The sequence below is a fragment of the uncultured Mesonia sp. genome (assembly GCA_947499595.1).
Taxonomy (GTDB): domain Bacteria; phylum Bacteroidota; class Bacteroidia; order Flavobacteriales; family Flavobacteriaceae; genus Mesonia; species Mesonia sediminis.
On sequence record CANMOY010000003.1, the window covers coordinates 137,383 to 161,260 of the forward strand.

Sequence of the window (23,878 nt, forward strand, 5' to 3'; positions counted from 1 at the left end):
AGCTAATTCGAGAATAGCCCCCAGTCAATATTGGGGGCTTTTTAATTGAAATCATATTTTTTTTCGATTGCATAGCGCAGCAATTCACCTTTTCCTTGTAAACCTAGCTTTTTAATCATGTTTTTTCTATGGGTCTCTACAGTTGAAACAGAGCAATAGCGTTCTTCTGCTATTTCATTGCTGGTAAGCCCTCTTCCTATGAGTTGCAATATCTCACGTTCAGATTTACTTAAAATAGTTTTTTTGTTGCTATTATTTTGACCAAGACTGTTAACATCTATGGCTTTATCATAATAATTCTCACCCTTTAAGACAGTATCTATCGCTATTTTAAGATCATTGAGACCAGAACTTTTTAAGATATATCCATGAGCACCGGCTTCGCGCATTTGTTCAATGGCTTGCAATTGGTCAAACATGGTAAAAGCAATTATTTTAATTTTGGGAAACAGCTGAGTAATGGTCTGGGTGAGGCTTATCCCGTCTAAAATAGGCATGCGAATATCGGTTAAAACTACATCGGGTTGTTTCTTTTTAATTTGCTCCAGCAAATCTTTTCCGTTATTAGCAGTATGAATGATTTTGTAGTCTTCTTCATATTTCAACAATAGATCTATGCCGTCTATTAGCGATTGGTGGTCTTCTGCAATACTTATCTTTATCATAAGGGTATGTTTATAATTATGCTTGTACCCCGCTGAGGGTTAGAATCAATTTCAATGGTTCCCATCAGGTTTTCCACTCTTTTCTCAATACTTCCTAAGCCAATTCCTGTTTGATTAGAAAATTTAAAATTTTTGGGTAGGCCAATGCCGTTATCTTCAACAATAATATTGAGACTTGAGTCGTGATTGGTCAGCGATATGGTAGCTTGTGAGGCTTTAGCATGCTTAATGATGTTGGTGAGTAATTCTTGAATAATTCTGTATATTCTTATTTCTAAACTATTATCTAAGCGATTATCTAAACCAAAATCTTCTACAGAAATTGCTAGATCTTGGGTTGAAAATTGGTTAGCAAGCTTTTTAATTGCGGGTAATAATCCTTTTTTGGCAATCACCCCAGTACTTTTTTCATGGGCCATCCCTCGTACTTTTTCATAAGCATCATTAATCAATTCTACGCCATTTTGTAAGGCTTGTTGCTTAAAATTGGCATCAGGTTTTTGCAATTGCATTAAATTAATTTTTAGGGCAGCAAGAGTAGCACCTAAATTATCGTGTAGATTCTCAGCCAATCGCTGCCGCTCTTTCTCTTGACCTTCAATTAATGTATCTATACTGTTTAACTCTTGATCTTTGAGTTCTTTTTCAATTTGTTTTTGTTTTAATTGCTCCTCTTTACGGATAAGTTCTCGTTTTTTTCGTGCATTTTTCAATATTAAAAATACGATTAAAGATCCTATCACTAAAGCTGAAATTATACCGGCCCATAAGAGCTGCTGTACCTTTTTCTTTTTTTCAATATCATGCTTTAAGACGATATTTTCTTTTTCTTTTTTTTCGGCCTCATATTTCTCTTGTAAATCTGCAATAGCTATTTTCTGCTTTTCATAGTTTATTTTTCGGCGTAACTGTTCAGATTTATACATGTAATCCAAAGCTGTTTTGTAGTTTCCTAATTCATAATGATAGCGGGCAAGCTTTGCGTTTATTACCTTATGGTATAGATCTACATTAGTGCTAATAGGTACTTCTTTTGCTTGATTTATATAATTCAAGGCCAGTTTAAACTTCTTTTCTTTCTCATAACTATTGGCATAGTTAATTAAGTTGTTCACCAATAATTCATGCTCATTGGTGCTTTGTAAATAATCAATATTTTTTTGGTATTTAATACGGGCAGAGTCTTGTAGATTTTCATACCCAGAATGTATTAAACCTAAATTACCACGTGCCCGAACAAGCGATAAGCTATCGCCTATTTTTCTTGCTAGTGCTATGGCTTTTTGATAATTTTCTTTTGCTTTAGGATAAGTTTTACTTGAGAGGTAAGATACACCAAAACCCAGATGAGATTGAACCAGCGCTTTTATATTATTTTTTTTCTTAGCGTAATCATAAAAAGCTTGTAAATGGCGCCTCGATTGTTCGCTGTTCTTGGCATTACCCGTATTAAAAATCTCGTAATTGCAGTAAGCTAATTCTTTTTCTAAGTTTAGCGATTTATAGATTTCTAACGCTTCAAAAAGTAAAGGAGAGGCTTTATCGTGCCTATCATTTAAATTGTAATTTTGTGCCAATTTTACCAATTTATCTGCGCGAGATTTGGGGTTATCTTCCTTATGAAGTTCCTCTTGATAATAAGCGATAGAATCAAATGCTTCCTTCGGTTGTTCCTGGGCTAAACTTAATGCAGATATAAATATAAACTGCAGGATTAAAAATGCTTTAAGCATTTGAAATGATACCGCCGCAGGCTTCGATAGGATATTGTAGATGTTGATTTGCTTCATCTTCACATAAAATTTGATAGGTGTTCATTTGGTGTTCAAGGACCAGTTCTTTTAAATTTTCGAGCATCGATGACGGTTCAACTTCTCCTGCAAGTTGATGATAAGAAATAATTTGTAACTGTTGGTTTATTATAGAAGTAAAATTCAATAAACTTAAATCGATGTCAAGACTTAATTGGGTTTCTACAGGTTTATCTTTATACCGATTAGTTGTCCCGTCGCTGAGCAAAACAACCAAAGTAGAACAAGTCTGATTACTCAAGTTGTAAAGAGCAAAATTGTAAAATGAATGATTCGGAATGTTGATACTTAGATGCAGCGCTAATTGACTGAGATGACTTTCATTGGTTAATTGAAAGTTTTTCAATTGGCTAACAATTGGAGATGATAATGAATTCATTGATAGTTTTAGATAGGGTTAGTTTATGTAAATATATATAATTTAACATAAAAAAGCCTAATTTGATATCATTAATCCATTACATGCCAGTACGTATGGCTTCCACCGGGTCTAGTTTTGAGGCCGATAGTGCGGGTATGATCCCTGCTATAAGTCCGATGGCCCCCGAAATGCTAATGCCTAAAATCGCATTGTAGGCAGATAAGATAAACGTAAAATCGTCTGTTGCAGCCGAGGCAATAAGGGTGGTGAGGTAAACGAAAACCAAACCAACCAATCCTCCAATAATCGCTAAAATAATGGCTTCAAAAAGAAACTGAAGTAAGATGAATTTATTTTTAGCCCCCAATGACTTTTGTATACCGATGAGATTTGTTCGTTCTTTTACAGAAACAAACATAATGTTGGCAATACCAAATCCGCCCACGAGCAAAGAAAAGCCGCTTATAACAAGACCTATTAAATTTAATTGACCTGTAATGTTATCGATAAAATCGGTAAATCCTTTAAGTTGATTTATGAAGAAGTTATCGGTTTCTTCTGGTTTTAATCCTCTGTAGAGTCTCATTTTTTGGGTTAACATGGCTAAGTAGGCTTCATTGTCAACGTCCTCTTCTGGTTTGATAATAATTTGTGGGAATGTACCTCGATTATTGTCTCCATAAATGCGACGTGCAACATTTACAGGAATAAAAACACTACCATCTTTTGAAGGGCCAAACATGCTTGCTCCTTCTTTTTCTAAAATACCAATGACAGTAAATTTTCTTCCGTAAAGCCTCACTTCTTTATTGAGGGCACTTTCTGGATTAGAAAATAAATTTTCGGCAATTTCGTATCCCATTACCAGTACCGGACTTCCACTAACGGCTTCAGATTCATTGAAAAAACGTCCAGAAATTAAGCTTAAGTTTTCTATTTCGTAATACTCGCTACCTAATGGTGAAATTTGAACGCTTTGCGCTTGTTTACCTCCAAAGCTAATTGGTTTTGCTGGCACATTTATGGTGTAGGTTACAGCTTTGGTCTCGGGTAAATTCCTTTTTAAATATTGGTATTCCTTATAACTTACATCAGGAAACTGTTGTCTTTTCCATTGCGGTATTTCAGTTGGACCAAAAGAAAATCGGGTGAGTATGATCGTGCTACTATCTAAGGTGCTTAAACTTCCTTTTACCTCTTTCTCAAGTGAATCTACTGCAGCTAAAACAGCTATGATAGAAAATATACCAATGGTCACCCCCAGAAGTGATAAAAAGGTTCTTAGTTTATTATTGGTTAAGGCGTTAATCGCAAAGTTGAAACTTTCTTTTATAATCCTTAGATAAATCAGCATATAAACAATTTAATTAAGCTTAAATATAAGACGTTATGCGGTGGTATTTGTTACAAGATGATTTAAATTTTCAAATTTAAAATCTATGTTGTTATAGAACGGGCGCTTTTTACTAAATAATGTTCTTTTATTTTAAAACAACTGCACATTTTACTAAGAGAAATACTATTTTTGCGCTTTTAAACAACAACACAACATGAACGATTTAAAAACAATCAAATCAGCTTTAATTTCTGTATTCCATAAAGAAGGATTAGGACCAATTGTAGAAAAGTTAGATGCCTTAGGCGTTAAAATTTACTCTACTGGAGGCACAGAAAAATTTATAAAAGAAAAAGGGATAGATGTGATTGCGGTTGAGGATATTACAGATTATCCTTCAATTCTTGGCGGTAGAGTAAAGACTTTGCATCCCAAGGTATTTGGGGGTATCTTAAATAGACAAGAAAACCAACAGGATCAAGAACAAATGGAAACTTACCAAATACCACAAATTGATTTGGTAATTGTAGATTTATATCCTTTTGAAAAAACGGTAGCCTCTGGAGCTAGTGAACAAGATATAGTCGAAAAAATCGATATAGGGGGAATTTCCTTAATTCGCGCTGCAGCCAAAAACTTTAAAGACGTTTTGTGTGTGTCTTCTCGAGAAGATTATGAGCAATTATTAGCTGTTCTTAATGAGAATCAAGGTAAAACTTCGTTGAAAGATAGAAAGTTATTTGCGGCAAAATCTTTTAATGTTTCTTCACATTATGATACGGCGATTTTTAATTACTTTAATGAAGAAGAAACGGCTTATAAACAAAGTTACACTCAAGGTACAGCTTTACGTTATGGAGAAAATCCGCACCAAAAAGGTTTCTTCTATGGTGATTTTGATGCAATGTTTAATAAATTGCACGGTAAAGAGTTATCATATAATAATTTGCTAGATGTAGATGCAGCGGTAAATTTGATGAAAGAATTTAAAGGTGATGCGCCTACTTTTGCCATTTTAAAGCATAATAATGCCTGTGGAGTAGCCCAACGAGAGACCTTAAAACAAGCTTACCTAGATGCTTTAGCAGGCGATCCTGTTTCAGCTTTTGGAGGTATTTTAATAAGTAATCAAACCATAGATGAAGAAACGGCAAAAGAAATTCATCAATTATTTTGTGAAGTGGTTATCGCACCTAGCTATACAAATGAGGCTCTTTCAATTTTAAAAGGTAAAAAGAATCGTATACTTTTAGAGCAAAAAGATACAGCTTTGCCAAAACGTACTGTTCGTACTTGTTTAAATGGAGTATTGGTACAAGATCAAGATTATATAACAGATAAGGAATCAGACTTGAAAGCGGTGACTAATCAGAAGCCCAATTCAACAGAGTTGGAAGATTTGCTATTTGCTTCGAAAATTTGCAAGCATACTAAATCGAATACCATTGTTTTAGCCAAAAATAAGCAACTATGCGCTAGCGGTACCGGCCAAACCAGTCGAGTAGATGCTTTAAGGCAAGCTATTGCTAAGGCAGAATCTTTTAATTTTGATTTAAAAGGAGCGGTAATGGCGAGTGATGCGTTTTTTCCTTTTCCAGATTGCGTAGAAATTGCTAACTTGGCAGGAATTAAGGCAGTGATTCAACCAGGAGGCTCAATAAAAGATGATTTAAGTATAGATTATTGCAATAAAAACGAAGTTTCTATGGTTATGACAGGTACACGTCATTTTAAACACTAATTTTGTAATCGGTTGAACGATTTTTTAAAGCGCAGAGAACTAAATTATGGGATTTTTTGATTTTCTTACTGAAGATATTGCAATTGACTTAGGTACGGCAAATACTTTGGTTATTCATAACGATAAAGTTGTGGTAGATAGCCCCTCTATTGTTGCTAGAGATAGAACCTCTAAAAAAATTATCGCAGCGGGTAAAGAGGCTGCGATGATGCAAGGTAAAACCCACGAGAATATCAAAACCATAAGGCCTTTGAAAGATGGTGTTATTGCCGATTTTGACGCAAGTGAGCAAATGCTTACTATGTTTATAAAAGAAATACCTGCTTTAAAAAAGAAAATTTTCACCCCTGCATTACGCATGGTAATTTGTATACCCTCTGGTATTACCGAGGTTGAGATGCGAGCTGTAAAAGAAAGCGCAGAGCGAGTAAACGGTAAAGAGGTTTACCTTATTCACGAGCCTATGGCCGCAGCTATAGGAATAGGTGTAGACATCATGCAGCCTAAAGGTAATATGATTGTAGATATAGGAGGAGGTACCACAGAAATCGCTGTTATCGCTTTAGGCGGTATTGTTTGCGATAGATCTGTTAAAGTTGCGGGAGATGTTTTTACTAACGATATTGTTTACTATATGCGTACCCAACATAACTTGTATGTAGGAGAACGCACTGCCGAGAAAATAAAAATTCAAATTGGAGCAGCAACCGAGGATATCGAGGCCCCACCCGAAGAAATGAATGTTCAAGGTAGAGACTTGTTAACAGGAAAACCAAAGCAAGTCAATATAACTTATAGGGAAATTGCTAAGGCATTAGACAAATCAATATTAAGAATAGAAGATGCGGTAATGGAGACCTTATCGCAGACTCCACCCGAATTGGCTGCAGATATTTACAACACAGGTGTTTACCTTGCAGGAGGAGGCTCTATGCTACGAGGATTAGATAAGAGGCTTTCTTTAAAAACAGATCTTCCTGTATATATCGCAGAAGATCCCTTGCGTGCAGTGGTTCGTGGTACAGGAATTACGCTAAAAAATATTAATAAATTCAAAGGTATTTTAATCAAATAAAATAGCAAAAAGATGTAATGCAGCAAATAATCAATTTTCTTATATCTTATAAGAATACCCTGCTATTCTTGTTGTTGTTTTGTATCTCCTTAATTTTTACCATAGAGTCACACTCTTACCATAAAAGTAAGTTTGTTTCATCTGCAAATTGGCTAACAGGAGGAATTTATAATACCTTAAGCGGTATAGGTCAGTACTTTAGGTTAAAAGAAGATAATAAGTTTTTAGTCGAAGAAAATTTAGTGCTCAGAAAACAACTTTTAGAGGCACAGGCGACCTTGCAAGAAAAAGGTCTCGAGACGTTTAGAATTGCCGATTCGATATATGAGTTAAAAGCAGGCCGTGTAGTGGCAAATCGGTATAGCCATTTAGATAATTATGTGTTGGTTAATAAAGGCAAAAAAGATAGTATTCAAGTAGATTTTGGCGTTATTACACAAAAAGGGATTGTAGGGATTGTTGAGCAAACTGCCCAGAAACATAGTAGGGTTATTTCTATTTTAAATTCCCAAATAGCAGTAAATGTTAAATTAAAAAAATCCAATCATTTTGGTACGCTAACTTGGGATGGTAAAAATCCACAAATTATTCAGGTCGAAGATATACCTCGACTAGCCGAGGTAAAAAAAGGAGATACCATAACCACAGAAGGTCGTTCGTTAATTTTTCCGCCAAACATACCAGTGGGTAAAGTGGTGAGTTTTGAACTTGAACCAGGCAAAAATTATTATACCATAAATGTCCAATTGTTTAATGATATGACCAATTTAAACTATGTTTATTTCATTAATAATAAGCAGAAAGGAGATTTACAAAGTTTAGAATGAATACAATCTTAAAACATAGCATACGATTTATATTATTGGTTTTATTACAGATATTTATTTTTAATAAAATTAATCTCTTTGAATTTGTAAACCCTCAAGTTTATATCATTTTTATTATACTATTACCCTTTAATTTAAGTCATGCTTGGGTAATGCTACTTTCATTTTTATTAGGGTTAAGTTTAGATTTTTTTGATGATACCGGTGGAATGCACGCCGCGGCTTGCGTATTTGCTGCGTATATACGACCATTTTTATTGCGATTTGCATTTGGTATTAGCTATGAATTAAATACTTTAAAACTTAACCAGACTCCCGTTACACAAAGACTATCTTATATTGGGTTAGTGATTTTAACGCATCATTTTGTCTTATACCTTCTAGAATATTTTAATTTAGAAAGAATGCTTGATGTTTTAGAAAAAACAATTTATTCTAGTGTTTTAACTTTTCTATTTATTATACTGATTACGCTTATCTTTAAATCTAAAAAAACGTGAGAAAATTCTTTCCAATTATCTTAGTAAGTTTAACCGGCTTGATCTTTTTGATTAGGCTATTATATTTACAGGTAATTGATAGTTCTTATGAGGCGCTATCACTAAATAATGCGGTAAGTATTAAATACGATTACCCGCAGCGTGGATATATTTTTGATCGTGAAGGAAACCTATTAGTGGCCAACCAGCCATCTTATGATGTAATGGTGATTCCTAGAGAAATAAAGGTATTTGACACGTTAGAATTAGCTAGTCTTTTAAATATAACCAAAGAAAAACTGATTGAGCGACTTGATAAAGCTCGTGTTTATTCCCCGAGATTACGATCGGTTATTATTCCCCAATTAACGCAAGATGAGTTTGCCTTATTAAAAGAAAAAATGAGGAAATACAAGGGGTTTTATATTCAAAAGAGATCTTTGAGAGATTACAAAGTAGATCATTCAGCAAGTGTTTTAGGTTATATTTCAGAGGTAACGCAATCTGAAGTTAAAGAAAGTTCGTATTATAAGTTAGGTGATTTAATTGGTAGGTCTGGCGTTGAAAAACAATATGAATCGCTTTTACGCGGTGTTAAAGGTGTAAACTACGTTCAAAAAGATCGGTTTAACCGGGAAATAGGGCCCTATAAAAATGGTATTTATGATACCCTATCGGTAAAAGGGAAAGATATTACGCTAACGCTTGATCAAGAGCTTCAAGCTTATGGCGAAAAATTAATGCAAAATAAACATGGAGGTATTGTGGCTATTGAGCCAAAAACGGGGGAGTTACTCAGCGTGGTTACCGCTCCTTTCTATGATCCTGACTTGCTGGTAGGGCGCAAACGGTCTGGAAATTATACCAAATTGTATTATGATAGTATCAATAAGCCACTGCTAAATAGAAGCTTGCAAGCTATGTATCCGCCAGGATCCCCATTTAAGGCCCTAACAGGATTGGTTGCATTAGAAGAAGGGGTAACCGATATAAATACCAAGGAATCTTGCTCACATGGTTTTCGTTACGGAAGAAATGCAAAAATGGGTTGCCATGCCCATGCCAGTCCGCTTGCCTTAACCCCAGCTCTGGCTAATTCTTGCAATGCTTATTTTGCCAAAACCTACAGAAGAATTATAGAGAAATACCCTACGGCACACAAGGGTATGGATGTATGGTACGAGCACCTAAGCAGTTTTGGGTTAGGAAATTATTTAGGAAATGATTTACCAGTAGGTCAACCGGGACGAATACCAGACGGAGATTATTATGATAAATGGTACCCTAACACGCGTTGGGCGGCCACCTATACCTTGTCAAATGCTATAGGGCAGGGAGAAATATTGGCTACACCTATTCAAATGGCAAATTTTACTGCTGCAATTGCTAACCGGGGCTATTACTACACACCACATATTTTAAAAGCCATTGATGGTGAGCCAATTAAAGATGATAAATTTACACAAAAGAAAAGGACCAGTATAAGTACAGAACACTTCGAGCCTATTATTGAAGGGATGCATCAAGTTTATACCTCAGGTACCGCGAAATATTTGCAAATACCCGATATTGAAATTTGCGGAAAGACCGGGACTGCTGAAAATTTTACACGTATTGACGGAAAAAGGACTCAGCTTACAGACCACTCCTTATTTGTGGCTTTTGCACCAAAAGACGATCCTAAAATAGCAATTGCTGTAATAGTTGAAAATGGCTATTGGGGGTCACGTTATGCGGGGAGAATTGCTAGTTTGATGATTGAGAAATACCTCAAAGGCAAAATAACACGAAAAGATATGGAGCAATGGATTTTGACTCACAGCTTAGAAGAAGAGTATTTAAAACCCTATTCGGGAGAAGAATTTAAAATAAATCAGTAAAATGGGCAAAAGCTTCTTACCCGATTGGTTTACAATTTTTTTGTACCTCATTTTGGTTTTATTTGGGTGGATTAATATTTATTCGGCTAGTTTAAACGATGCTGCCACTGGCTTTTTTGACATGAACCAGATTTATGGTAAACAAGCTTTGTGGATTGGTTTATCACTAGTATTAATTGTAATCATGCTCTCGCTAGAAGCCAAATTTTATTATCGTTTTTCAAGCATTATTTATTTGGTATCGCTTCTTTCTTTATTGGGCCTTTTTATTTTTGGAAAAACCATTTCGGGGGCAACTTCTTGGTATAGTTTCGGGAGTTTTAGTTTGCAACCTAGTGAATTTGCCAAAGCTGCAACTGCGTTAGCGCTAGCTAAATATCTTAGTGATATTCAAATCAATATAAAGAGTTTTAAAAATCAATTAAGCGCATTTCTTATCATTGCCTTACCAGCGTTAATTATAATACCCCAACCCGACCCCGGTAGTGCTTTGGTGTATTTGGCTTTTTTCTTTCCGCTGTATCGAGAAGGGCTATCTGGGCTCTATTTAATCTTAGGTTTTTCTTTACTCTTTATTTTTGTTTTTACTCTAGCTGTAGGTAGTTTATGGGTGAGTGCGGGTGTTGTGGCGATTGCTCTTTTAATTTTATTTTTCAATCGAAAGAAAAAAAGAAAGCATATTTCACGCTATGTAGTTTTAGGTGGTTTGGCCATATTGTTTTCGCTATCGGTTAATTATATTTTCGAAAACGTGTTTGAGCAGCGTCATCGTGACCGATTTAATCTTGTACTAGGTAAAGAAGTAGATAGCAAAGGAATTGGTTATAATACCGATCAAAGTGAAATAGCCATAGGTAGTGGAGGCTTGTGGGGCAAAGGGTGGACAAAAGGTACGCAAACCAAAGGAGGCTTTGTGCCAGAACAACATACCGATTATATCTTTAGCACCGTAGGAGAAGAGTGGGGGTTTGTAGGCAGTGCAACACTAACCCTCTTATTTGTAATTTTAATTATTCGGTTAATCGTTTTGGCTGAAAGACAGAAAAATCAATTTAGCCGAATATATGGTTATAGTGTAGCCGGAATTCTATTTATACATTTTGCTATTAACGTAGCAATGGTTATCGGTATTTTTCCTACTGTAGGTATTCCTTTGCCTTTTTTTAGTTACGGCGGTTCTTCATTGTGGGGCTTTACCGTTCTATTATTTATTTTCATTCGTCTAGACGCTGCACGCCAAGAGATTTAATTTTTTTATTTAAGATTAGTCGCCAAGATTTTAATTTGAATTGAAGACGGACTTAATGGTAAAGTTTAAATAAAGCTTAGGAGCTTCTTCCGTAAAGAAAGTTCTAAAATAGTTTATTGAGTAATAAATCTACATCAATCAGTAAAATAGAAAAAACACCCGCTACTAGAATGAACTTTAATAAATTATGAATTAAGATATATTGGTAGCGTGTGGTAGATTTCCATAAAAAAAGCAACATAAGCAGCAAAAGGAGAAAGCTTAAAACAAAGTAATAGTCCATATAACCAATGTTGAAATCATAAAACAACAAGAAGAGGATGGGAATAAGGGTTAATCCTACTAAGAAACTAATCAGAAATTTTGAAAATTTTATACCATAAACCACTGGAATAGTATGGTATTTTTGGGTGAAATCGCCTTTTAGATTTTCTAAATCTTTGACCATTTCTCTTATGGAAATAATTAAAAACAAAAAGGTTGCATGAATAAAAATAACCAAGTCAAAGTTTTTGTAATAAACAAAAACGACAAAAAAGGGAATTACAGCCAAAATTGAGGCGGTTAAATTTCCGATAAACGGATACTTTTTAAGTTTGTGAGAATAAAACCACAAAAAGAAAATATACCCAGAGAAAAAAAGAACCAAAGAAAATGAAACATAGCTTACACAAACTACAGAAATGAAGTTTAGAATAAAATATACGCTTAGTTTAGTTCGTTGGCTGATATAATTGTCTAAAAAGGTTTTATTAGGTCTATTGATAAGATCTTTTTCACTATCATAGAAATTGTTAATAATATAACCAGAAGCTATCGCTAAACTCGAGCCCAGCACCAATAAAAATAGATTGGGATCAAAAAGCACATCACGCGTTGGAATATGCGGGGCAAGTATATATATACTGGCAAAATACTGAGCTAGAGCTAATAAAAGAATATTATAGCCTCGTACAACAGAAAACAAGCTTACCCACTTTAAAAACCGTTTTTTTTTAGCGGGGGTACTCATGGTTTAAAAGTTATAAACCACCTCTAGCTTATAATCTTTTAGTTCTTTTTGAGCTTTCTCAAAGTCTTCAGTGAAACCTAGAATATATCCTCCACCTCCAGAGCCACAAAGTTTCAGGTAGTAATTACCAGTGTCAATGCCCTTTTTCCACAGTTCGTGAAACTGTTTAGGAATCATTGGTTTGAAATTGTCTAAAACCACATGAGAAAGTTGCTTTACGTTTTTGAATAAAGATTTCACATCTCCTTTCAAAAAATCATCTACGCAAGCGTCCGTATGTTTTACAAATTTTTCTTTTAGCATTTTTCTAAACCCTTCTTGCTTCATATTTTCCATAAAAATATGAACCATAGGTGCTGTTTCACCTACAATACCGCTATCTAATAAGAACACCGCCCCTTTGCCATTGGTAGATTGAGATGGAATACCAGCAGCCTCTACGTGATCTTGAGAATTGATAAGAATGGGAAGGCTGAGGTAACTATTTAAAGGGTCTAATCCAGATGATTTACCGTGAAAGAAAGACTCCATTTGTGAAAAAATAGCTTTCAAAATTTGCAATTTTTCACGATTCAAGTTTTCTAAAACAGTTATTTTATTCAGCGCATATTGATCGTAAATTGCAGCGACTAAAGCTCCGCTGCTCCCTACACCATAGCCTTGTGGTATACTGCTATCAAAATACATGCCCTCCTCTAAATCTTGCTCAAATTTTGATAAGTCAAATCGCACTAAATTATTTCCTTCTTGCATCTCTGCCAGATAAGATGCAAATCTTCTTAAATTTTTATTTGAGGCTTGTTGACTTAAAGATAGGGTTTCTTCTTTTTTGAGCGCACCTTTGTAAAAATTGTACGGTATAGAAAGACCTTTGGAGTCTTTAATGATGCCGTACTCGCCAAAGAGTAAAATTTTAGAGTAGAATAAGGGTCCTTTCATATATTTATGTTTTCGGTCTATTAACTTTCTATAACAGAAGCGCCTAGACCTACTTCGTCACAAATATACTGTCCTTTTTCGCAAAATGCAACTAACTGGTTCTTAACAAAGTCTAAAATTTTCTCTTTTTCTTTTTTAGGATAAAGTAAATGAACATTTGCCCCCGCATCTAGTGTAAAGCAAACTGCACTATCATTGGCTTCTCTATAAGCCCAGATACGATGAATTATTTCAAGAGTATAGGGTTTCATCAAGATAAAATAAGGGTCGCTCGTCATCATCATCGCATGCAATGCAAGCGCTTCCATTTCTACTATTTTTGCAAAACTCTTTAGATCACCTTCTTTTAAAACCTTTTTTAATTGTCTTAATTGGTGTTGAGCTTGTTGAAAGCGATTCTCGGCATATGGATGATTTAGCATCAAATTATGACCTAAAGTGCTGCTCACCTCCTTTTTTCCACGATCTACCAATAAAATGGTGTCTTGAAAGTCTTTAAATACAGCATCTATAGGCTCTTCGTAAGGAATCGCAAATAACTGACTAGATTTCTCAGTCCCTTGGTGTTCTCCCCATAGCATTAATGGGCCAGTAATACTGCGAGCAGCACTTCCAGAACCCAGTCTAGCTAAGAAAGAGGCTTTTTTTGCAAATTTTTCTTCTGTTAACTCTGGGTTGTGCTCTTTTTCAATACTTAGTAAGCAGCAGGCTAATGCAGCTAAACCGCTAGCCGAAGAGGCAATTCCACTACTATGAGGAAATGTGTTCTGCGTATGAATATCAAAATGATAATTTTTTAAAAAAGGAAGATAAGCTTCAATTCTGTCAAGAAAGGTGGCTATTTTTGGTTCAAAACTAGGGGCATGTTCTCCCTCTAAAAATACCTTGAAACTAAACTTATCTGCTTGTTTCTGTTTGGTGTAAATCACTTTGGTCTGCGTTTGGCAAGCAGATAGAGTAAAACTTAAAGAGGCATTTTTAGGCAATTGCAAACCATACTTCCCCCAATATTTAATTAAAGCAATATTGCTAGGTGCTTGCCAAGAATGAACTCCCTTTTCGGGTAAGTTTAAGGTAGGACAGCAAAATTCTTCTTGAACCATTTTTCTTTTTTTTTCACAAATATACTAATCTAAGTATGCCGATATTATGCTTATTAAAAATTAATTTCTAAATTTAAAATTAAAATGAGCACTATGTTTTCAAAAATTCGATATATCTCTTTATCGGTTATGGTATGTCTATTAGTAGGACTCATTGCCTCAATTGTCACGCAATCTTCTATAGATACGTGGTACTTTAATTTAACCAAGCCAACTTTTACTCCTCCCGCTTGGTTGTTTGCTCCTGTATGGATGTTACTTTATATTTTAATGGGTGTGGCAATGGGTTTGGTTTTAAATCGAGGCTTACATCATATTTGGGTGAAAACAGCGATTTATCATTTTGGATTTCAACTTTTACTTAATACTGCCTGGTCTATTGTCTTTTTTGGAGTACAAAGTCCGTTTTTTGCTTTTATGATAATCTTAGCGCTATTTATAGTGCTCTTATTTACTTTTAAATGGTTTAAGGTTGCGAGTCCGTTGGCAGCTTATCTTTTAATTCCGTACATCGCTTGGGTTGGCTTTGCAGCAATGCTCAATTTTGAAATTTGGCGCTTAAATTAAGATATTGAAGCTACTTTTTTATCAGCTAGATAGGCTACAATAATTAATTGGCATATATGATATATCATGAGCGGAAGTAACCATAAGCCTAAGAAGGGACTGCTAGAGAAAATGATTTTTGCCATTGCCGAGCCATGAACAAGTGACTTTTTTGAGCCGCAGAAACGAGCTGTAATTTGATCTTTTGTATCAAAATTTAAACTTCTACCGAGTATTCCTAGGCTAAAATAGATAATAAAAAAAAGAAGTAAAACTACGAGTATTATAACTATTAATTCTAGAATAGCTACTTTTTCAAAAACACCGGCCAAATAGGAATTAGCAAAACTTTGGTATACTAGAAGAGCAATAATGGTCTTGTCAAATAAAGGTAAATAATGTATAAAAGGAGTTATTTTTTTCTTTACGGATCGCTGAATTAAAAAACCTATGCAAAGCGGAAGTAAAATCTGGCCAATCAATTTTATGATTACTTCATTAAATGATACGGCTTGCGCTGTGTTAGCTAAAAACAACTTTAGCCACAAGGGAGTGACAAATACCCCAATAATCCCCGAAATACTGGCATTAAAGATGGCTGCAGGAACATTGCCTCGTGCCAATGATACCATAACCACACTAGATGAAACCGTAGAAGGCAAGCATGCCAAAAAGAAAAAACCAAACCAATAAATTTCAAAATCTGTTTCTTCCAGAAGGGGATAAAAAATAAGTATTATTAATGGAAACATCAGAAATGTAAAACTTTGTATTAATAGGTGTAAACGAGTGTTTTTTAATCCTTCTTTTAATGCTTGGAACGGTAATTTTAATCCGTAAAAGAAAAAAATTAAACCAATACCGTAATTGATGACACTTTCTAGCCAATTGCTTCTTGATGCGTCAGGATAGATAAAGCTTAAACCAATAGCTGATAACAAGGCAACAACAAACCAATTAACTTTCATGGGCAATATGTTTGGCCGCAATATATGCTGTAGTCCAAGCATTTTGAAAATTGAAACCACCTGTAATGGCGTCAATGTTTAATACTTCGCCAGTGAAATACATGTTTTTGTGAGTTTTGCTTTCCATACTTTTAAAATTTACCGTTTTTAATTCCACCCCACCGGCCGTTACAAACTCATCTTTAAAAGTACTTTTTCCTTGTATGTTAAATTGGCTTGCGGTAAGGCATTGGGCTAGGGTGTTCAATTCCTTTTTGGTGATTTCTGCCCAAGAACACTCTTTATCGATTTGACAATAAGCCACCAAAGACTGCCAAAGTCTTTTGGGGATATCAACCACGCTGTGAGTATGAACTTTTTGCTTTCCTAAAACTTGCTTTTTACTCAATAGTAATTCTAAGCAAGACGAAGTAGAGGTATTTTCTAACCAGTTTACTTCAATTACAAATTGATAGTTTTTCTCGTGAAGGTGACGCGCACCCCAGGCCGATAACTTTAAAACGGCAGGACCACTTAATCCCCAGTGCGTGATTAATAAGGGGCCATAGGCGTCAAGCGGAAAATCTCTTAATTTAATGTGTGCTTGTGTGCTTAAGCCGGCTAAATTAAGAATGCGATTATCTTTTACATTAAATGTGAACAAAGAGGGTACAGGGGGAACTATTTTTAAATTTAATGAGCTGAGAAGCTCCCATATTTTTGGACTGCTGCCCGTTGCCACCACAATTTTCTTGCAGGTGTACGTGTTGCGCGAAGTTTTTATTTGCCACAAATTATTCTCAAAACTTAATCGGGTTGCAGCTTCTTGGGTTTGCACAGGAATTTTGTACCGGTCTAATGCACTTAAAAAACAATCAATGATGCTTTGGGAGTCATCGCTAGTAGGAAAAATACGACCATCCTCTTCTATTTTTAAAGCCACTTGATTTTGTTCTAACCAAGCCATCATATCTCCGGTCATAAACTGATGAAAGGGGCCTAGTAATTCACGCTCACCTCTAGGATAGTTTTTGATTAAATCTTGTGGTATAAATTCTGCATGGGTTACATTGCATCGCCCTCCGCCCGAAATCTTAACCTTGTTTAGTAATGTTTTGGAGCGTTCGATAATCAAAGGTCTAAGCTTGCTATTCATTTCGGCTATTTGAATGGCTGTAAAGACCCCAGATGCGCCACCTCCTAGAATAATTATATCGTGATACATAGGTAGATTACTTATCTTAAAATAAGTAAGGGTACTGTAGATTGATAACTGATCTCACTGGTTTGAGATTTTTGTATAAAACGATCTATAAAGCTTTCTTCTTTAACAAATAATGCGTGTAAATCTACCTTAAAAAGCTGACAAAAAGCCTGAATAGCATAAGGAGCAGGAATACCGCTCAACCGATGAATTTTATAGTCTACAAATTGTAAGCTTGTTTTTTCGAGTACGTTGTGTTCGCTATTTGTGATGTTTTTATTTTGATTGATTTCTAATACGTGAAGCTGCGGCTGAAATTCTCTAAATATAAAAGCCAACTCATTTAAATCTTTTTTGCTCAAATCGTCATTTTGGTGTTCGCTAAACAGAATACTGCTCATTTCTTGGTAATTAAAATGCTGAGGTATAATTAAAGAGGTTACCTTCACTTGCCGAATTACCTTAAGCGCATTGCTGCCAAATAAGGTTTCTTCTAAATTACTAGCACCGTTTGTTCCTAAAACTACGGTGTCTATTTTGTACTTATCAATACTGGTTTCAATAGCCGAGATAAATCCGTCAAAAAGAACATGGCTATGGAAATTTCCGTTAAACCCGCTAATTTCTTTTTGGAGTTTCTCGGCTAGCTTATTCAATTTGGTCTTGTTATCGGTTATTACGCGACTATAAATACTATCCTCAGGATTTGCTGCCAATAGTTCGCCCGTAATATAAGAGGAAGGTTTCTCTATGGTTAATAAATGAAAATTACAATTGCTTTTACCCAGTAAATTTACAGCATATTTTAATGCATTATAGGCATTGTCAGAAAAATCGGTTAACAATAAAATAGATTGCATGCACTAGAATTTTAAAATATAAAATTACGCATATTTAGCGATAACACATAGGCAATTGTTTTTTATTTAAGCTAAAAAGCCTTGGACTCAATTTCCAAGGCTTTCGCTGATTTTGATAGTGTTAATTTATCATTAGTTTCTTAGTGTATTGATGCTGTATACCTATAAATTTTATCAAATACAAGCCTTCTGGTAAGCCGAGATTAATATTGTTTTCGTGTTGCGAGAGCTTAAAACTTTTTATTTTCTTACCCATTAAATTGTATACTTCTAACTTATTAAAATTAAAATCGTTTTTAAAATTAATCTTGCCATCCGTTGGGTTGGGATAAACTGCAAAATTTAAAACTTCGGTATTTGCCGTGCTCAAATTACATCCGTAAAGACTAAAGTTTACCAAACCTAAATTAGGATCGTCTGTTTGGTGCACTATAACATCTTCGACCTGCGTATTGGTGGCATTTGGGTTAGAACTAATCCAGCAATTACCTATGGCATTTATGTTGTTTGAAGTATTGTTATACAAGGCATAGATAGTACTGTTGTTACCATTGTTATCAAAACTGTTTTCGCCCAAATCTTGGTTGGTTCCTAAATTAATACTAGCATTTCCCAAAAGGGTAACTCCCCATAAATTTCCTGTGATGGTGTTTTTACGTGCAATTATATTTTGAGTATGGGTGTTGCTATTTAAAGAAATACCACTACCGCCTGAATTTGGTAAATTTTGACTATCGTTATTAAAAATATTGTTTTCTCTTATAAATGCGAAGGCATTTGGTCCTGCAATGGTGATTCCGTAACGGTTGTCTTCTATAGTATTTTTATCTATAATCGCTCTAATCTCTTGGTTTACAAAATTAGAAATGGCAATACCACCAACTTTGTCTAAACTACGGTCGCCTATGATAGTATTTTCGATTATTTTAAGTGTGTCTTGGGTGCCTCCTGTAGGTCCCATATTAATTTGAGGTCTATTTTGATTGCTTTGGCTGTTTTTTTCTATCCAGTTGTTTAGAATACTCGCAGGAACGTTTTGATTGGCACCAGAGGCAACAGCAGGTAAATCGTTTAAAGTAATGGTATTGTTGGCTATAACAGGAGCTCCTCTAGATAGAGAAATTGCCGCCCCTGTTGCCGCTCCCGAAATATGATGCGCAATATAGCTGTTGGTTATAGCAAAATCTTCTGTTAAGACACGCAAGCCACCGCCATAGGTGATTTTAGTGTTGTTAATGGCTACCTCGGCTCCCTGTTCGAAACGAAGACCATCAAAATGATTTTGAGGATTTTCTGCTGAAATCACAACAGGATCTGATGCAGAATCAGTAAAAAAGCTGCCCGATACCGTGATGCGTACACCTGGGGCAACCATAAGTGAGTCTGCGGAACTAATTTGTAAAGTGTCATTAGCCGAAATGGTAAGCGGTTGAGCCAAAATGTAGCGTGTGCCATTAAAACTAATGGTGTTTGGGCTAGCCGTCACAAGATCTGATAGCGAGTAATTTATGCCACTACCTGGGGTCGTAAATTGAGCCTGTATATTTAGGCTAAAAAAGATTGAAAGGAAAAAAAAGGAAAGTTGTTTCATGGTTTTTTAAACAAAGTTAAAAACTATGATGGGTAAACAAAGTAAAATAGGCTTAAATGGGTAGATAATTATAAATGCATAAAAAATGGAACAAAGATCCCAACAACACAAAGATGTGGAAAATAGCATGATGATACGGTAATTTGGGAATGCTATAAAGAACAGCGCCTATGGTATAAGCGGCACCACCAGCAAACAACCAAAATAGTCCTTCTTGACTCAGAGCTGCGCTTAAAGGCTCGAATACGAACAATATAATCCAACCCATACCTACATATAGCAAGGTAGACACAATATTAAATTTACCTGTAAAAAATAACTTTAGTGTTACACCCAAAAGTGCAATACCCCAAACAAGGTATAAAATTGACTGGCCTGTACTCTCGGGCAGTGCCAATAGGGTGAAGGGAGTGTAGGTGCCAGCAATTAAAACGAAAATTGCGGCGTGATCTAAAATATTTAGTCGGTACCTTAATTTACGATCTTTTACATAATGGTAGGTTGTAGACGCGGCATAAAGTAAAATGAGACTAAAACCATAAATAGTGTAAGCTGCCAAAATATCGAATTGGTTCAATTGAATGCTTTTATACAATAAAAAGCAAAATCCTATTAAACTTAAAATTAACCCCAAACCATGTGAAACTACATTGAGTTGCTCTTCTTTCTTACTGTAATATGATGGGTGATGATGTATTTTTCTGGAAGATGTTTTCATGCGGTAAAGTTAAGTTTTTATGAGTTAAAAAATAGCCTTAAATTACTAACTGCGCTGCCTGTGGTTCTTTTTATAATTGAGCTAAAATTAAGATGAATTTAGCGTTTGTGAAGGAGTACTTGTATTAAATATTTTAGCAGTTTAAGATAGATTCGCCTTAGGTTTTAAACTTCTCCTATAAATACCGGTAAAAGAATTTTTGTTTCGCTTTTAGCGGAAGCTAGTGGTCAAGTCTTGGCTGTGGCGAAGAAATTGACTTATCTGTGAATGCTTTTACAGTTAAAAATTATTTACAATGATTGTGATGATTTATAGCTTATAAAGACCTATTAATTTTGCTTAGACTCTACGCGAATTAAAATTAAAATTACGACTTCTGAATTTTTTCACCGTAAGGAAAGAATTTTATTTTAAGTGTAGGGTTATTTCAAAAAAAATACTTTCAACTTTAAGTTTAATTATTTGATTGCTAGATAAAAAAATACTAGCTTATACTATAAAAAAATATGTCAAAAAATTTTAAGCCAACAGGCAATTTATTAGCGCTACAGCTTCCCGTAAAAATACCAAAGCATTTAATTGAGGAGCGTCTTAAAGATTTATTAATTGGTTTTCCAATAACTAGTGGTGATCAATCTAGTTGGGCTGTAGTAAAAGATATATTTTTTGATATAGATAATAGTCAGAAATTGATTCTAGATTTGGTAGTACAACTTAAAACCAAAATCCGAAAAGATAAAATACTTAAGATACAACTTCAGGCGGATGTTCAGTTTGATCCCAAGAAACAAGAACTTCAACTACGGGATTATGATATAATACTCCAACAAGAGTCTTGGATAAGTCAACAGCTTATTCGAAGCATTATTAAAAAAACGATTAACAAAAAAATGGGGCAACCGCCAGTTGTTTCGATAAGTCAATTTACCGATAGCTTTCGAGATAAAATTAACGCCCATTTAAATGATATTATTCCTGTTGAAAATAAGCTGATGCTGTACGGGAGCATGGAATTCGCAGAAATTAGTGCGATTAAATTTTATGCAAATAATATTGTAGTTCATCTAATGGTAGAAGGAAATTTAGCCGTGCAAATGATTTCTTTAGATGCTTTTTAAAGTTTTTATTAAGGGTGTACACAAGTTAATTAACAAATAATTAGACGCTTCTACTCTTTATGAATCAAAAAGGCTAGTACTTTCGCTTTTTCATAAAATATGAATAACAATACCCTTTCTAAATCTACCCTATATTTAATGAGCGCGGCTGCAGGACTAGTTGTCGCAAATTTGTATTTCAACCACCCTTTACTTTATGAGATTTCGGTAGACCTTAAAGTTACAAAGGCTGCGGTAAGCAACGTGGTCTTAGCTACACAATCTTAGCTACAAAATTAGGTTATGCTTTTGGGTTACTGTTTGTATATCTCTTAGGTGATAAGGTAAACAATAAGAAGATTTTGAAATATGGTTTTATTTTAACGGGTCAGGCGTTGGTTGCCATAGCTTAATCAAAATTTTAAACTTGTTAATTGTGAGCAGTTTCTTTTTAGGAGCCACCTCAGTTCTCTGTTCCAGAAAATCGAGGTAAAGCAATAGGCATTGTAATAAGCGGGTTGTTAATAAGAATTCTTGGTAGTAGGATAATCAGTGGGATGTTAACACATGGTTTTGGTTGGCGATTTACTTATTATCTCGCTATAATAGTTATGGCGTTGCTGTATGTTTTACTTCTGCGAAAGCTACTGGATATTACTCCTAAGTATAAAAGCACATACTTTAATTTACTACAATCGGTTTTTAATTATTTTAGAAAAGAGCCAGGTTTAAGGATAGCGGCGCTTTATGGTAGATTAGCTTTTGCAGGATAAAGCGCTTTCTGGACTAGTTTGGCGTTTCTCTTAGAAAGCAATTTTAACTATAGCGGTGATGTTGCCGGGGCATTTGGTTTATTTGGCATTGCAGGTGCTTTAGCCGCAGCGGTGGTAGGTAAACTAAACGATAGAATGAGTAAAATTAAAATTATCACTTATGCAGGGCTGGGCCTTTTGGTCTCTTGGATTATTTTTTATTTCTCAGGCTATTCCATTCTTGGGCTTATCTTAGGAGTTATCCTAGTCGATTTAGCGGTGCAAGCCTTACACATCACTAACCAGAACATAATTTTTGCAAACAATCCTGAGGCGCGCAACCGGGTAAACACAATCTATATGGTAGGTTTTTTTATAGGCGGAGCATTAGGGACTAGTTTGGCAGCAATTGCTTGGAAATACTTTAACTGGAAGGGTGTTTCTCTGTTAGGCTTTAGTTTATCGGTTGTTATTATGTTGGTACATTTATTGAATCAAAAAAAAAATTACTAGAAACGACGTATGATTTAATCATAAAAAATGCAAGTTTAGCAGAGCGAGAAGAAAATATAGATTTAGCCATTTTAGATGGGAAAATAGTGGCGATAGAAAAACTATCGCAAGTGGAATCGCTAAAAGAATATGATGCAAAGGGTGATTTTTTGTGTTCAGGATTTTACGAAACACATACATCTTGACAAGGCTTGTAATTTAGATCGCTGAAACATCAATAAAGGTACATTAAACGAAGCGGTTGAGGAGACCAGTTAAGCTAAATCCAATTTTACAGGAGAAGATTTCTTTGAAAGGGCTTGTCGCGTGGTAGAAATGGCAATAAAAAAAGCTACCGTATCAATGCGTAGTTTTGTTGAAACGCATGAAAAGTCAGGGCTGGTTTCATTATTTGCGTTAAAAAGGGTTCAAGAAAAATATAAAAAAGCCATAGATTTAGAACTTTGTGCTTTTGCTCAAGAAGGGCTTACCCAAAAGCCTAAAACCCGTAAGCTGTTAGAAAAGGCATTGCAAAATGGGGCCTCGGTAATTGGTGGCTGTCCCTACAAAGACAAAAATCCTCAAGAATATAGCAAGCAAATATTTGATTTAGCAGAAAAGTATGACATTCCAGTTGACTTTTATTTAGATTTTGATCTTAACCCCAAAAACTCAAGTATTCCAATTTTGGTACAAGAAACCTTAAATCGTAATTGCGAAGTACGAGTAGGCATAGGGCACGTAACCAATCTAAGCGCAAAGCAACCTCAAAGTAGATAAAATTTAATTCAAGAACTTGCCAAAGTAGATATCAGATTAACCGTTTTACCCGCAACAGTTGTGTTTTTGAACGATTGAGATTATTACTTTTTAAAACCAAGAGGGATGACAGACGCTAATGAATTGGCAGATTCCTGTGTGATTACAAGTTTGTCAAGCAATAACATCCTTAATGCCTTTACTCCCTTTGGTGATGCTTCTTTAATCCGAATGGGCAATATGTACGCTAATAAAAATCAGCTGGCAAAAAAAAGAGATGCAAGTTACTTTTGATATGGTTTATAAACAAGCCGCAACTATCTTAAACAAACAAAGCGCTAATAAAATAGATGCCACTGCTAATTTTGGGGTTTTAGAAGCAAAAAAGGTGATGAGACTATTCGAAAAGTGTTTTAAACCTTGGCTGGCTTTAA

General features: G+C 35.0%; 25 protein-coding genes. 13 read left to right on the forward strand and 12 right to left on the reverse strand.

Translation table 11 applies throughout. From position 1 onward, the window contains the following. Positions 1-41: 41 nt before the first annotated feature. The 4 genes from ACH2AZ_RS04790 to ACH2AZ_RS04805 all read right to left on the reverse strand — a co-directional run bounded on the left by ACH2AZ_RS04790 (position 42) and on the right by ACH2AZ_RS04805 (position 4,191). Positions 42-665 (reverse strand): response regulator, encoded by a 624-nt coding sequence (locus ACH2AZ_RS04790; RefSeq protein WP_394906885.1) that lies wholly within the window; start codon positions 663-665, stop codon positions 42-44. Further along, positions 662-2,455 (reverse strand): ATP-binding protein, encoded by a 1,794-nt coding sequence (locus ACH2AZ_RS04795; RefSeq protein ID WP_394906886.1) that lies wholly within the window; start codon positions 2,453-2,455, stop codon positions 662-664. Before ACH2AZ_RS04795 ends, ACH2AZ_RS04790 begins: the two co-directional genes overlap by 4 nt. Next, positions 2,391-2,855 carry a hypothetical protein gene (locus tag ACH2AZ_RS04800; RefSeq protein ID WP_394906887.1) on the reverse strand — a complete coding sequence of 155 codons (465 nt, stop codon included), beginning with the start codon at positions 2,853-2,855 and terminating at the stop codon, positions 2,391-2,393. The genes ACH2AZ_RS04795 and ACH2AZ_RS04800 overlap by 65 nt, the downstream gene beginning before the upstream one ends. Positions 2,856-2,934: 79 nt before the next feature. Beyond that, on the reverse strand, positions 2,935-4,191 hold the full coding sequence (locus ACH2AZ_RS04805) for an ABC transporter permease (RefSeq protein WP_394906888.1): 1,257 nt from the start codon (positions 4,189-4,191) through the stop codon (positions 2,935-2,937). 196 nt (positions 4,192-4,387) lie between these two features. On the opposite strand from ACH2AZ_RS04805, the gene purH reads away from it, so the two are divergent. Genes purH through rodA form a run of 6 tightly spaced genes read left to right on the forward strand, consistent with a single transcriptional unit; the run spans position 4,388 to position 11,424 of the window. Beyond that, positions 4,388-5,914 carry a bifunctional phosphoribosylaminoimidazolecarboxamide formyltransferase/IMP cyclohydrolase gene (purH, locus tag ACH2AZ_RS04810; RefSeq protein ID WP_394906889.1) on the forward strand — a complete coding sequence of 509 codons (1,527 nt, stop codon included), beginning with the start codon at positions 4,388-4,390 and terminating at the stop codon, positions 5,912-5,914. A 46-nt stretch (positions 5,915-5,960) separates the two neighbouring features. Further along, positions 5,961-6,989 (forward strand): rod shape-determining protein, encoded by a 1,029-nt coding sequence (locus tag ACH2AZ_RS04815; protein ID WP_394906890.1) that lies wholly within the window; start codon positions 5,961-5,963, stop codon positions 6,987-6,989. A 17-nt stretch (positions 6,990-7,006) separates the two neighbouring features. Beyond that, complete coding sequence (gene mreC, locus ACH2AZ_RS04820; protein ID WP_394906891.1) at positions 7,007-7,816, forward strand: rod shape-determining protein MreC; 810 nt, start codon at positions 7,007-7,009, stop codon at positions 7,814-7,816. Further along, entirely contained in the window at positions 7,813-8,316 is a 504-nt protein-coding gene (locus tag ACH2AZ_RS04825; protein WP_394906892.1) for a rod shape-determining protein MreD, read from the forward strand. Before mreC ends, ACH2AZ_RS04825 begins: the two co-directional genes overlap by 4 nt. Beyond that, positions 8,313-10,175 carry a penicillin-binding protein 2 gene (gene mrdA, locus ACH2AZ_RS04830; RefSeq protein WP_394906893.1) on the forward strand — a complete coding sequence of 621 codons (1,863 nt, stop codon included), beginning with the start codon at positions 8,313-8,315 and terminating at the stop codon, positions 10,173-10,175. Before ACH2AZ_RS04825 ends, mrdA begins: the two co-directional genes overlap by 4 nt. A 1-nt stretch (position 10,176) precedes the next feature. Beyond that, entirely contained in the window at positions 10,177-11,424 is a 1,248-nt protein-coding gene (gene rodA, locus ACH2AZ_RS04835) for a rod shape-determining protein RodA (protein ID WP_394906894.1), read from the forward strand. 103 nt (positions 11,425-11,527) lie between these two features. Here the strand turns inward: rodA and ACH2AZ_RS04840 are convergent, their stop codons facing one another. From ACH2AZ_RS04840 to mvaD, 3 genes are read right to left on the reverse strand one after another with little or no spacing between them, the layout of a single operon-like run. After that, positions 11,528-12,436, reverse strand: coding sequence for a geranylgeranylglycerol-phosphate geranylgeranyltransferase (locus ACH2AZ_RS04840; RefSeq protein WP_394906895.1), 909 nt, complete (start codon positions 12,434-12,436; stop codon positions 11,528-11,530). A gap of 3 nt (positions 12,437-12,439) precedes the next feature. Further along, positions 12,440-13,375 (reverse strand): mevalonate kinase, encoded by a 936-nt coding sequence (locus tag ACH2AZ_RS04845; protein ID WP_394906896.1) that lies wholly within the window; start codon positions 13,373-13,375, stop codon positions 12,440-12,442. Positions 13,376-13,395: 20 nt separating this feature from the next. Next, positions 13,396-14,478, reverse strand: a complete 1,083-nt coding sequence (gene mvaD / locus ACH2AZ_RS04850; protein ID WP_394906897.1) for a diphosphomevalonate decarboxylase — start codon at positions 14,476-14,478, stop codon at positions 13,396-13,398. Between the two features lie 93 nt (positions 14,479-14,571). On the opposite strand from mvaD, the gene ACH2AZ_RS04855 reads away from it, so the two are divergent. Then, a complete protein-coding gene (locus ACH2AZ_RS04855; protein ID WP_394906898.1) occupies positions 14,572-15,045 on the forward strand; it encodes a TspO/MBR family protein in 474 nt (157 codons plus the stop codon). Here ACH2AZ_RS04855 and ACH2AZ_RS04860 read toward each other — a convergent pair. From ACH2AZ_RS04860 to ACH2AZ_RS04880, 5 genes are all read right to left on the reverse strand, one after another. Beyond that, positions 15,042-15,992, reverse strand: coding sequence for a bile acid:sodium symporter family protein (locus ACH2AZ_RS04860; RefSeq protein ID WP_394906899.1), 951 nt, complete (start codon positions 15,990-15,992; stop codon positions 15,042-15,044). The genes ACH2AZ_RS04855 and ACH2AZ_RS04860 overlap by 4 nt on opposite strands. After that, on the reverse strand, positions 15,982-17,196 hold the full coding sequence (locus tag ACH2AZ_RS04865; RefSeq protein WP_394906900.1) for an NAD(P)/FAD-dependent oxidoreductase: 1,215 nt from the start codon (positions 17,194-17,196) through the stop codon (positions 15,982-15,984). The genes ACH2AZ_RS04860 and ACH2AZ_RS04865 overlap by 11 nt, the downstream gene beginning before the upstream one ends. An 11-nt stretch (positions 17,197-17,207) precedes the next feature. After that, on the reverse strand, positions 17,208-18,035 hold the full coding sequence (locus ACH2AZ_RS04870) for a universal stress protein (protein ID WP_394906901.1): 828 nt from the start codon (positions 18,033-18,035) through the stop codon (positions 17,208-17,210). A gap of 121 nt (positions 18,036-18,156) precedes the next feature. Then, the gene (locus tag ACH2AZ_RS04875) at positions 18,157-19,626 is read right to left on the reverse strand and encodes a T9SS type A sorting domain-containing protein (RefSeq protein WP_394906902.1); all 1,470 of its coding nucleotides are present in this window, start codon (positions 19,624-19,626) and stop codon (positions 18,157-18,159) included. Positions 19,627-19,678: 52 nt separating this feature from the next. Continuing rightward, a complete protein-coding gene (locus ACH2AZ_RS04880) occupies positions 19,679-20,344 on the reverse strand; it encodes a hemolysin III family protein (protein WP_394906903.1) in 666 nt (221 codons plus the stop codon). Positions 20,345-20,850: 506 nt separating this feature from the next. Between ACH2AZ_RS04880 and ACH2AZ_RS04885 the strand changes: the two genes are divergently transcribed. The 6 genes from ACH2AZ_RS04885 (at position 20,851) to ACH2AZ_RS04910 (ending at position 23,738) form a co-directional block, all read left to right on the forward strand. After that, positions 20,851-21,462, forward strand: a complete 612-nt coding sequence (locus ACH2AZ_RS04885; RefSeq protein ID WP_394906904.1) for a DUF4403 family protein — start codon at positions 20,851-20,853, stop codon at positions 21,460-21,462. A 99-nt stretch (positions 21,463-21,561) separates the two neighbouring features. Then, the gene (locus ACH2AZ_RS04890) at positions 21,562-21,729 is read left to right on the forward strand and encodes a hypothetical protein (RefSeq protein WP_394906905.1); all 168 of its coding nucleotides are present in this window, start codon (positions 21,562-21,564) and stop codon (positions 21,727-21,729) included. A gap of 230 nt (positions 21,730-21,959) precedes the next feature. Further along, complete coding sequence (locus ACH2AZ_RS04895) at positions 21,960-22,214, forward strand: hypothetical protein (protein ID WP_394906906.1); 255 nt, start codon at positions 21,960-21,962, stop codon at positions 22,212-22,214. 18 nt (positions 22,215-22,232) lie between these two features. After that, on the forward strand, positions 22,233-22,706 hold the full coding sequence (locus ACH2AZ_RS04900) for an MFS transporter (protein ID WP_394906907.1): 474 nt from the start codon (positions 22,233-22,235) through the stop codon (positions 22,704-22,706). Between the two features lie 342 nt (positions 22,707-23,048). Further along, the gene (locus ACH2AZ_RS04905) at positions 23,049-23,465 is read left to right on the forward strand and encodes a hypothetical protein (protein WP_394906908.1); all 417 of its coding nucleotides are present in this window, start codon (positions 23,049-23,051) and stop codon (positions 23,463-23,465) included. A gap of 105 nt (positions 23,466-23,570) precedes the next feature. Beyond that, the gene (locus ACH2AZ_RS04910) at positions 23,571-23,738 is read left to right on the forward strand and encodes a hypothetical protein (RefSeq protein WP_394906909.1); all 168 of its coding nucleotides are present in this window, start codon (positions 23,571-23,573) and stop codon (positions 23,736-23,738) included. The last annotated feature ends 140 nt before the right edge of the window (positions 23,739-23,878 follow it).

What these genes read in the sequence shown, in the direction of transcription:
- ACH2AZ_RS04800 (WP_394906887.1), bottom strand. Translation starts at nt 2,855, where the DNA reads ATGAATTCATTATCATCTCCAATTGTTAGCCAATTGAAAAACTTTCAA.
- mreC (WP_394906891.1), top strand. Translation starts at nt 7,007, where the DNA reads ATGCAGCAAATAATCAATTTTCTTATATCTTATAAGAATACCCTGCTA.
- purH (WP_394906889.1), top strand. Translation starts at nt 4,388, where the DNA reads ATGAACGATTTAAAAACAATCAAATCAGCTTTAATTTCTGTATTCCAT.
- ACH2AZ_RS04905 (WP_394906908.1), top strand. Translation starts at nt 23,049, where the DNA reads ATGCGTAGTTTTGTTGAAACGCATGAAAAGTCAGGGCTGGTTTCATTA.
- ACH2AZ_RS04910 (WP_394906909.1), top strand. Translation starts at nt 23,571, where the DNA reads ATGACAGACGCTAATGAATTGGCAGATTCCTGTGTGATTACAAGTTTG.
- ACH2AZ_RS04840 (WP_394906895.1), bottom strand. Translation starts at nt 12,436, where the DNA reads ATGAGTACCCCCGCTAAAAAAAAACGGTTTTTAAAGTGGGTAAGCTTG.
- ACH2AZ_RS04860 (WP_394906899.1), bottom strand. Translation starts at nt 15,992, where the DNA reads ATGAAAGTTAATTGGTTTGTTGTTGCCTTGTTATCAGCTATTGGTTTA.
- ACH2AZ_RS04845 (WP_394906896.1), bottom strand. Translation starts at nt 13,375, where the DNA reads ATGAAAGGACCCTTATTCTACTCTAAAATTTTACTCTTTGGCGAGTAC.
- ACH2AZ_RS04825 (WP_394906892.1), top strand. Translation starts at nt 7,813, where the DNA reads ATGAATACAATCTTAAAACATAGCATACGATTTATATTATTGGTTTTA.
- ACH2AZ_RS04855 (WP_394906898.1), top strand. Translation starts at nt 14,572, where the DNA reads ATGTTTTCAAAAATTCGATATATCTCTTTATCGGTTATGGTATGTCTA.
- ACH2AZ_RS04885 (WP_394906904.1), top strand. Translation starts at nt 20,851, where the DNA reads ATGTCAAAAAATTTTAAGCCAACAGGCAATTTATTAGCGCTACAGCTT.
- ACH2AZ_RS04880 (WP_394906903.1), bottom strand. Translation starts at nt 20,344, where the DNA reads ATGAAAACATCTTCCAGAAAAATACATCATCACCCATCATATTACAGT.
- ACH2AZ_RS04865 (WP_394906900.1), bottom strand. Translation starts at nt 17,196, where the DNA reads ATGTATCACGATATAATTATTCTAGGAGGTGGCGCATCTGGGGTCTTT.
- mvaD (WP_394906897.1), bottom strand. Translation starts at nt 14,478, where the DNA reads ATGGTTCAAGAAGAATTTTGCTGTCCTACCTTAAACTTACCCGAAAAG.
- ACH2AZ_RS04790 (WP_394906885.1), bottom strand. Translation starts at nt 665, where the DNA reads ATGATAAAGATAAGTATTGCAGAAGACCACCAATCGCTAATAGACGGC.
- ACH2AZ_RS04815 (WP_394906890.1), top strand. Translation starts at nt 5,961, where the DNA reads ATGGGATTTTTTGATTTTCTTACTGAAGATATTGCAATTGACTTAGGT.
- ACH2AZ_RS04875 (WP_394906902.1), bottom strand. Translation starts at nt 19,626, where the DNA reads ATGAAACAACTTTCCTTTTTTTTCCTTTCAATCTTTTTTAGCCTAAAT.
- rodA (WP_394906894.1), top strand. Translation starts at nt 10,177, where the DNA reads ATGGGCAAAAGCTTCTTACCCGATTGGTTTACAATTTTTTTGTACCTC.
- ACH2AZ_RS04795 (WP_394906886.1), bottom strand. Translation starts at nt 2,455, where the DNA reads ATGAAGCAAATCAACATCTACAATATCCTATCGAAGCCTGCGGCGGTA.
- ACH2AZ_RS04805 (WP_394906888.1), bottom strand. Translation starts at nt 4,191, where the DNA reads ATGCTGATTTATCTAAGGATTATAAAAGAAAGTTTCAACTTTGCGATT.
- ACH2AZ_RS04890 (WP_394906905.1), top strand. Translation starts at nt 21,562, where the DNA reads ATGAATAACAATACCCTTTCTAAATCTACCCTATATTTAATGAGCGCG.
- ACH2AZ_RS04870 (WP_394906901.1), bottom strand. Translation starts at nt 18,035, where the DNA reads ATGCAATCTATTTTATTGTTAACCGATTTTTCTGACAATGCCTATAAT.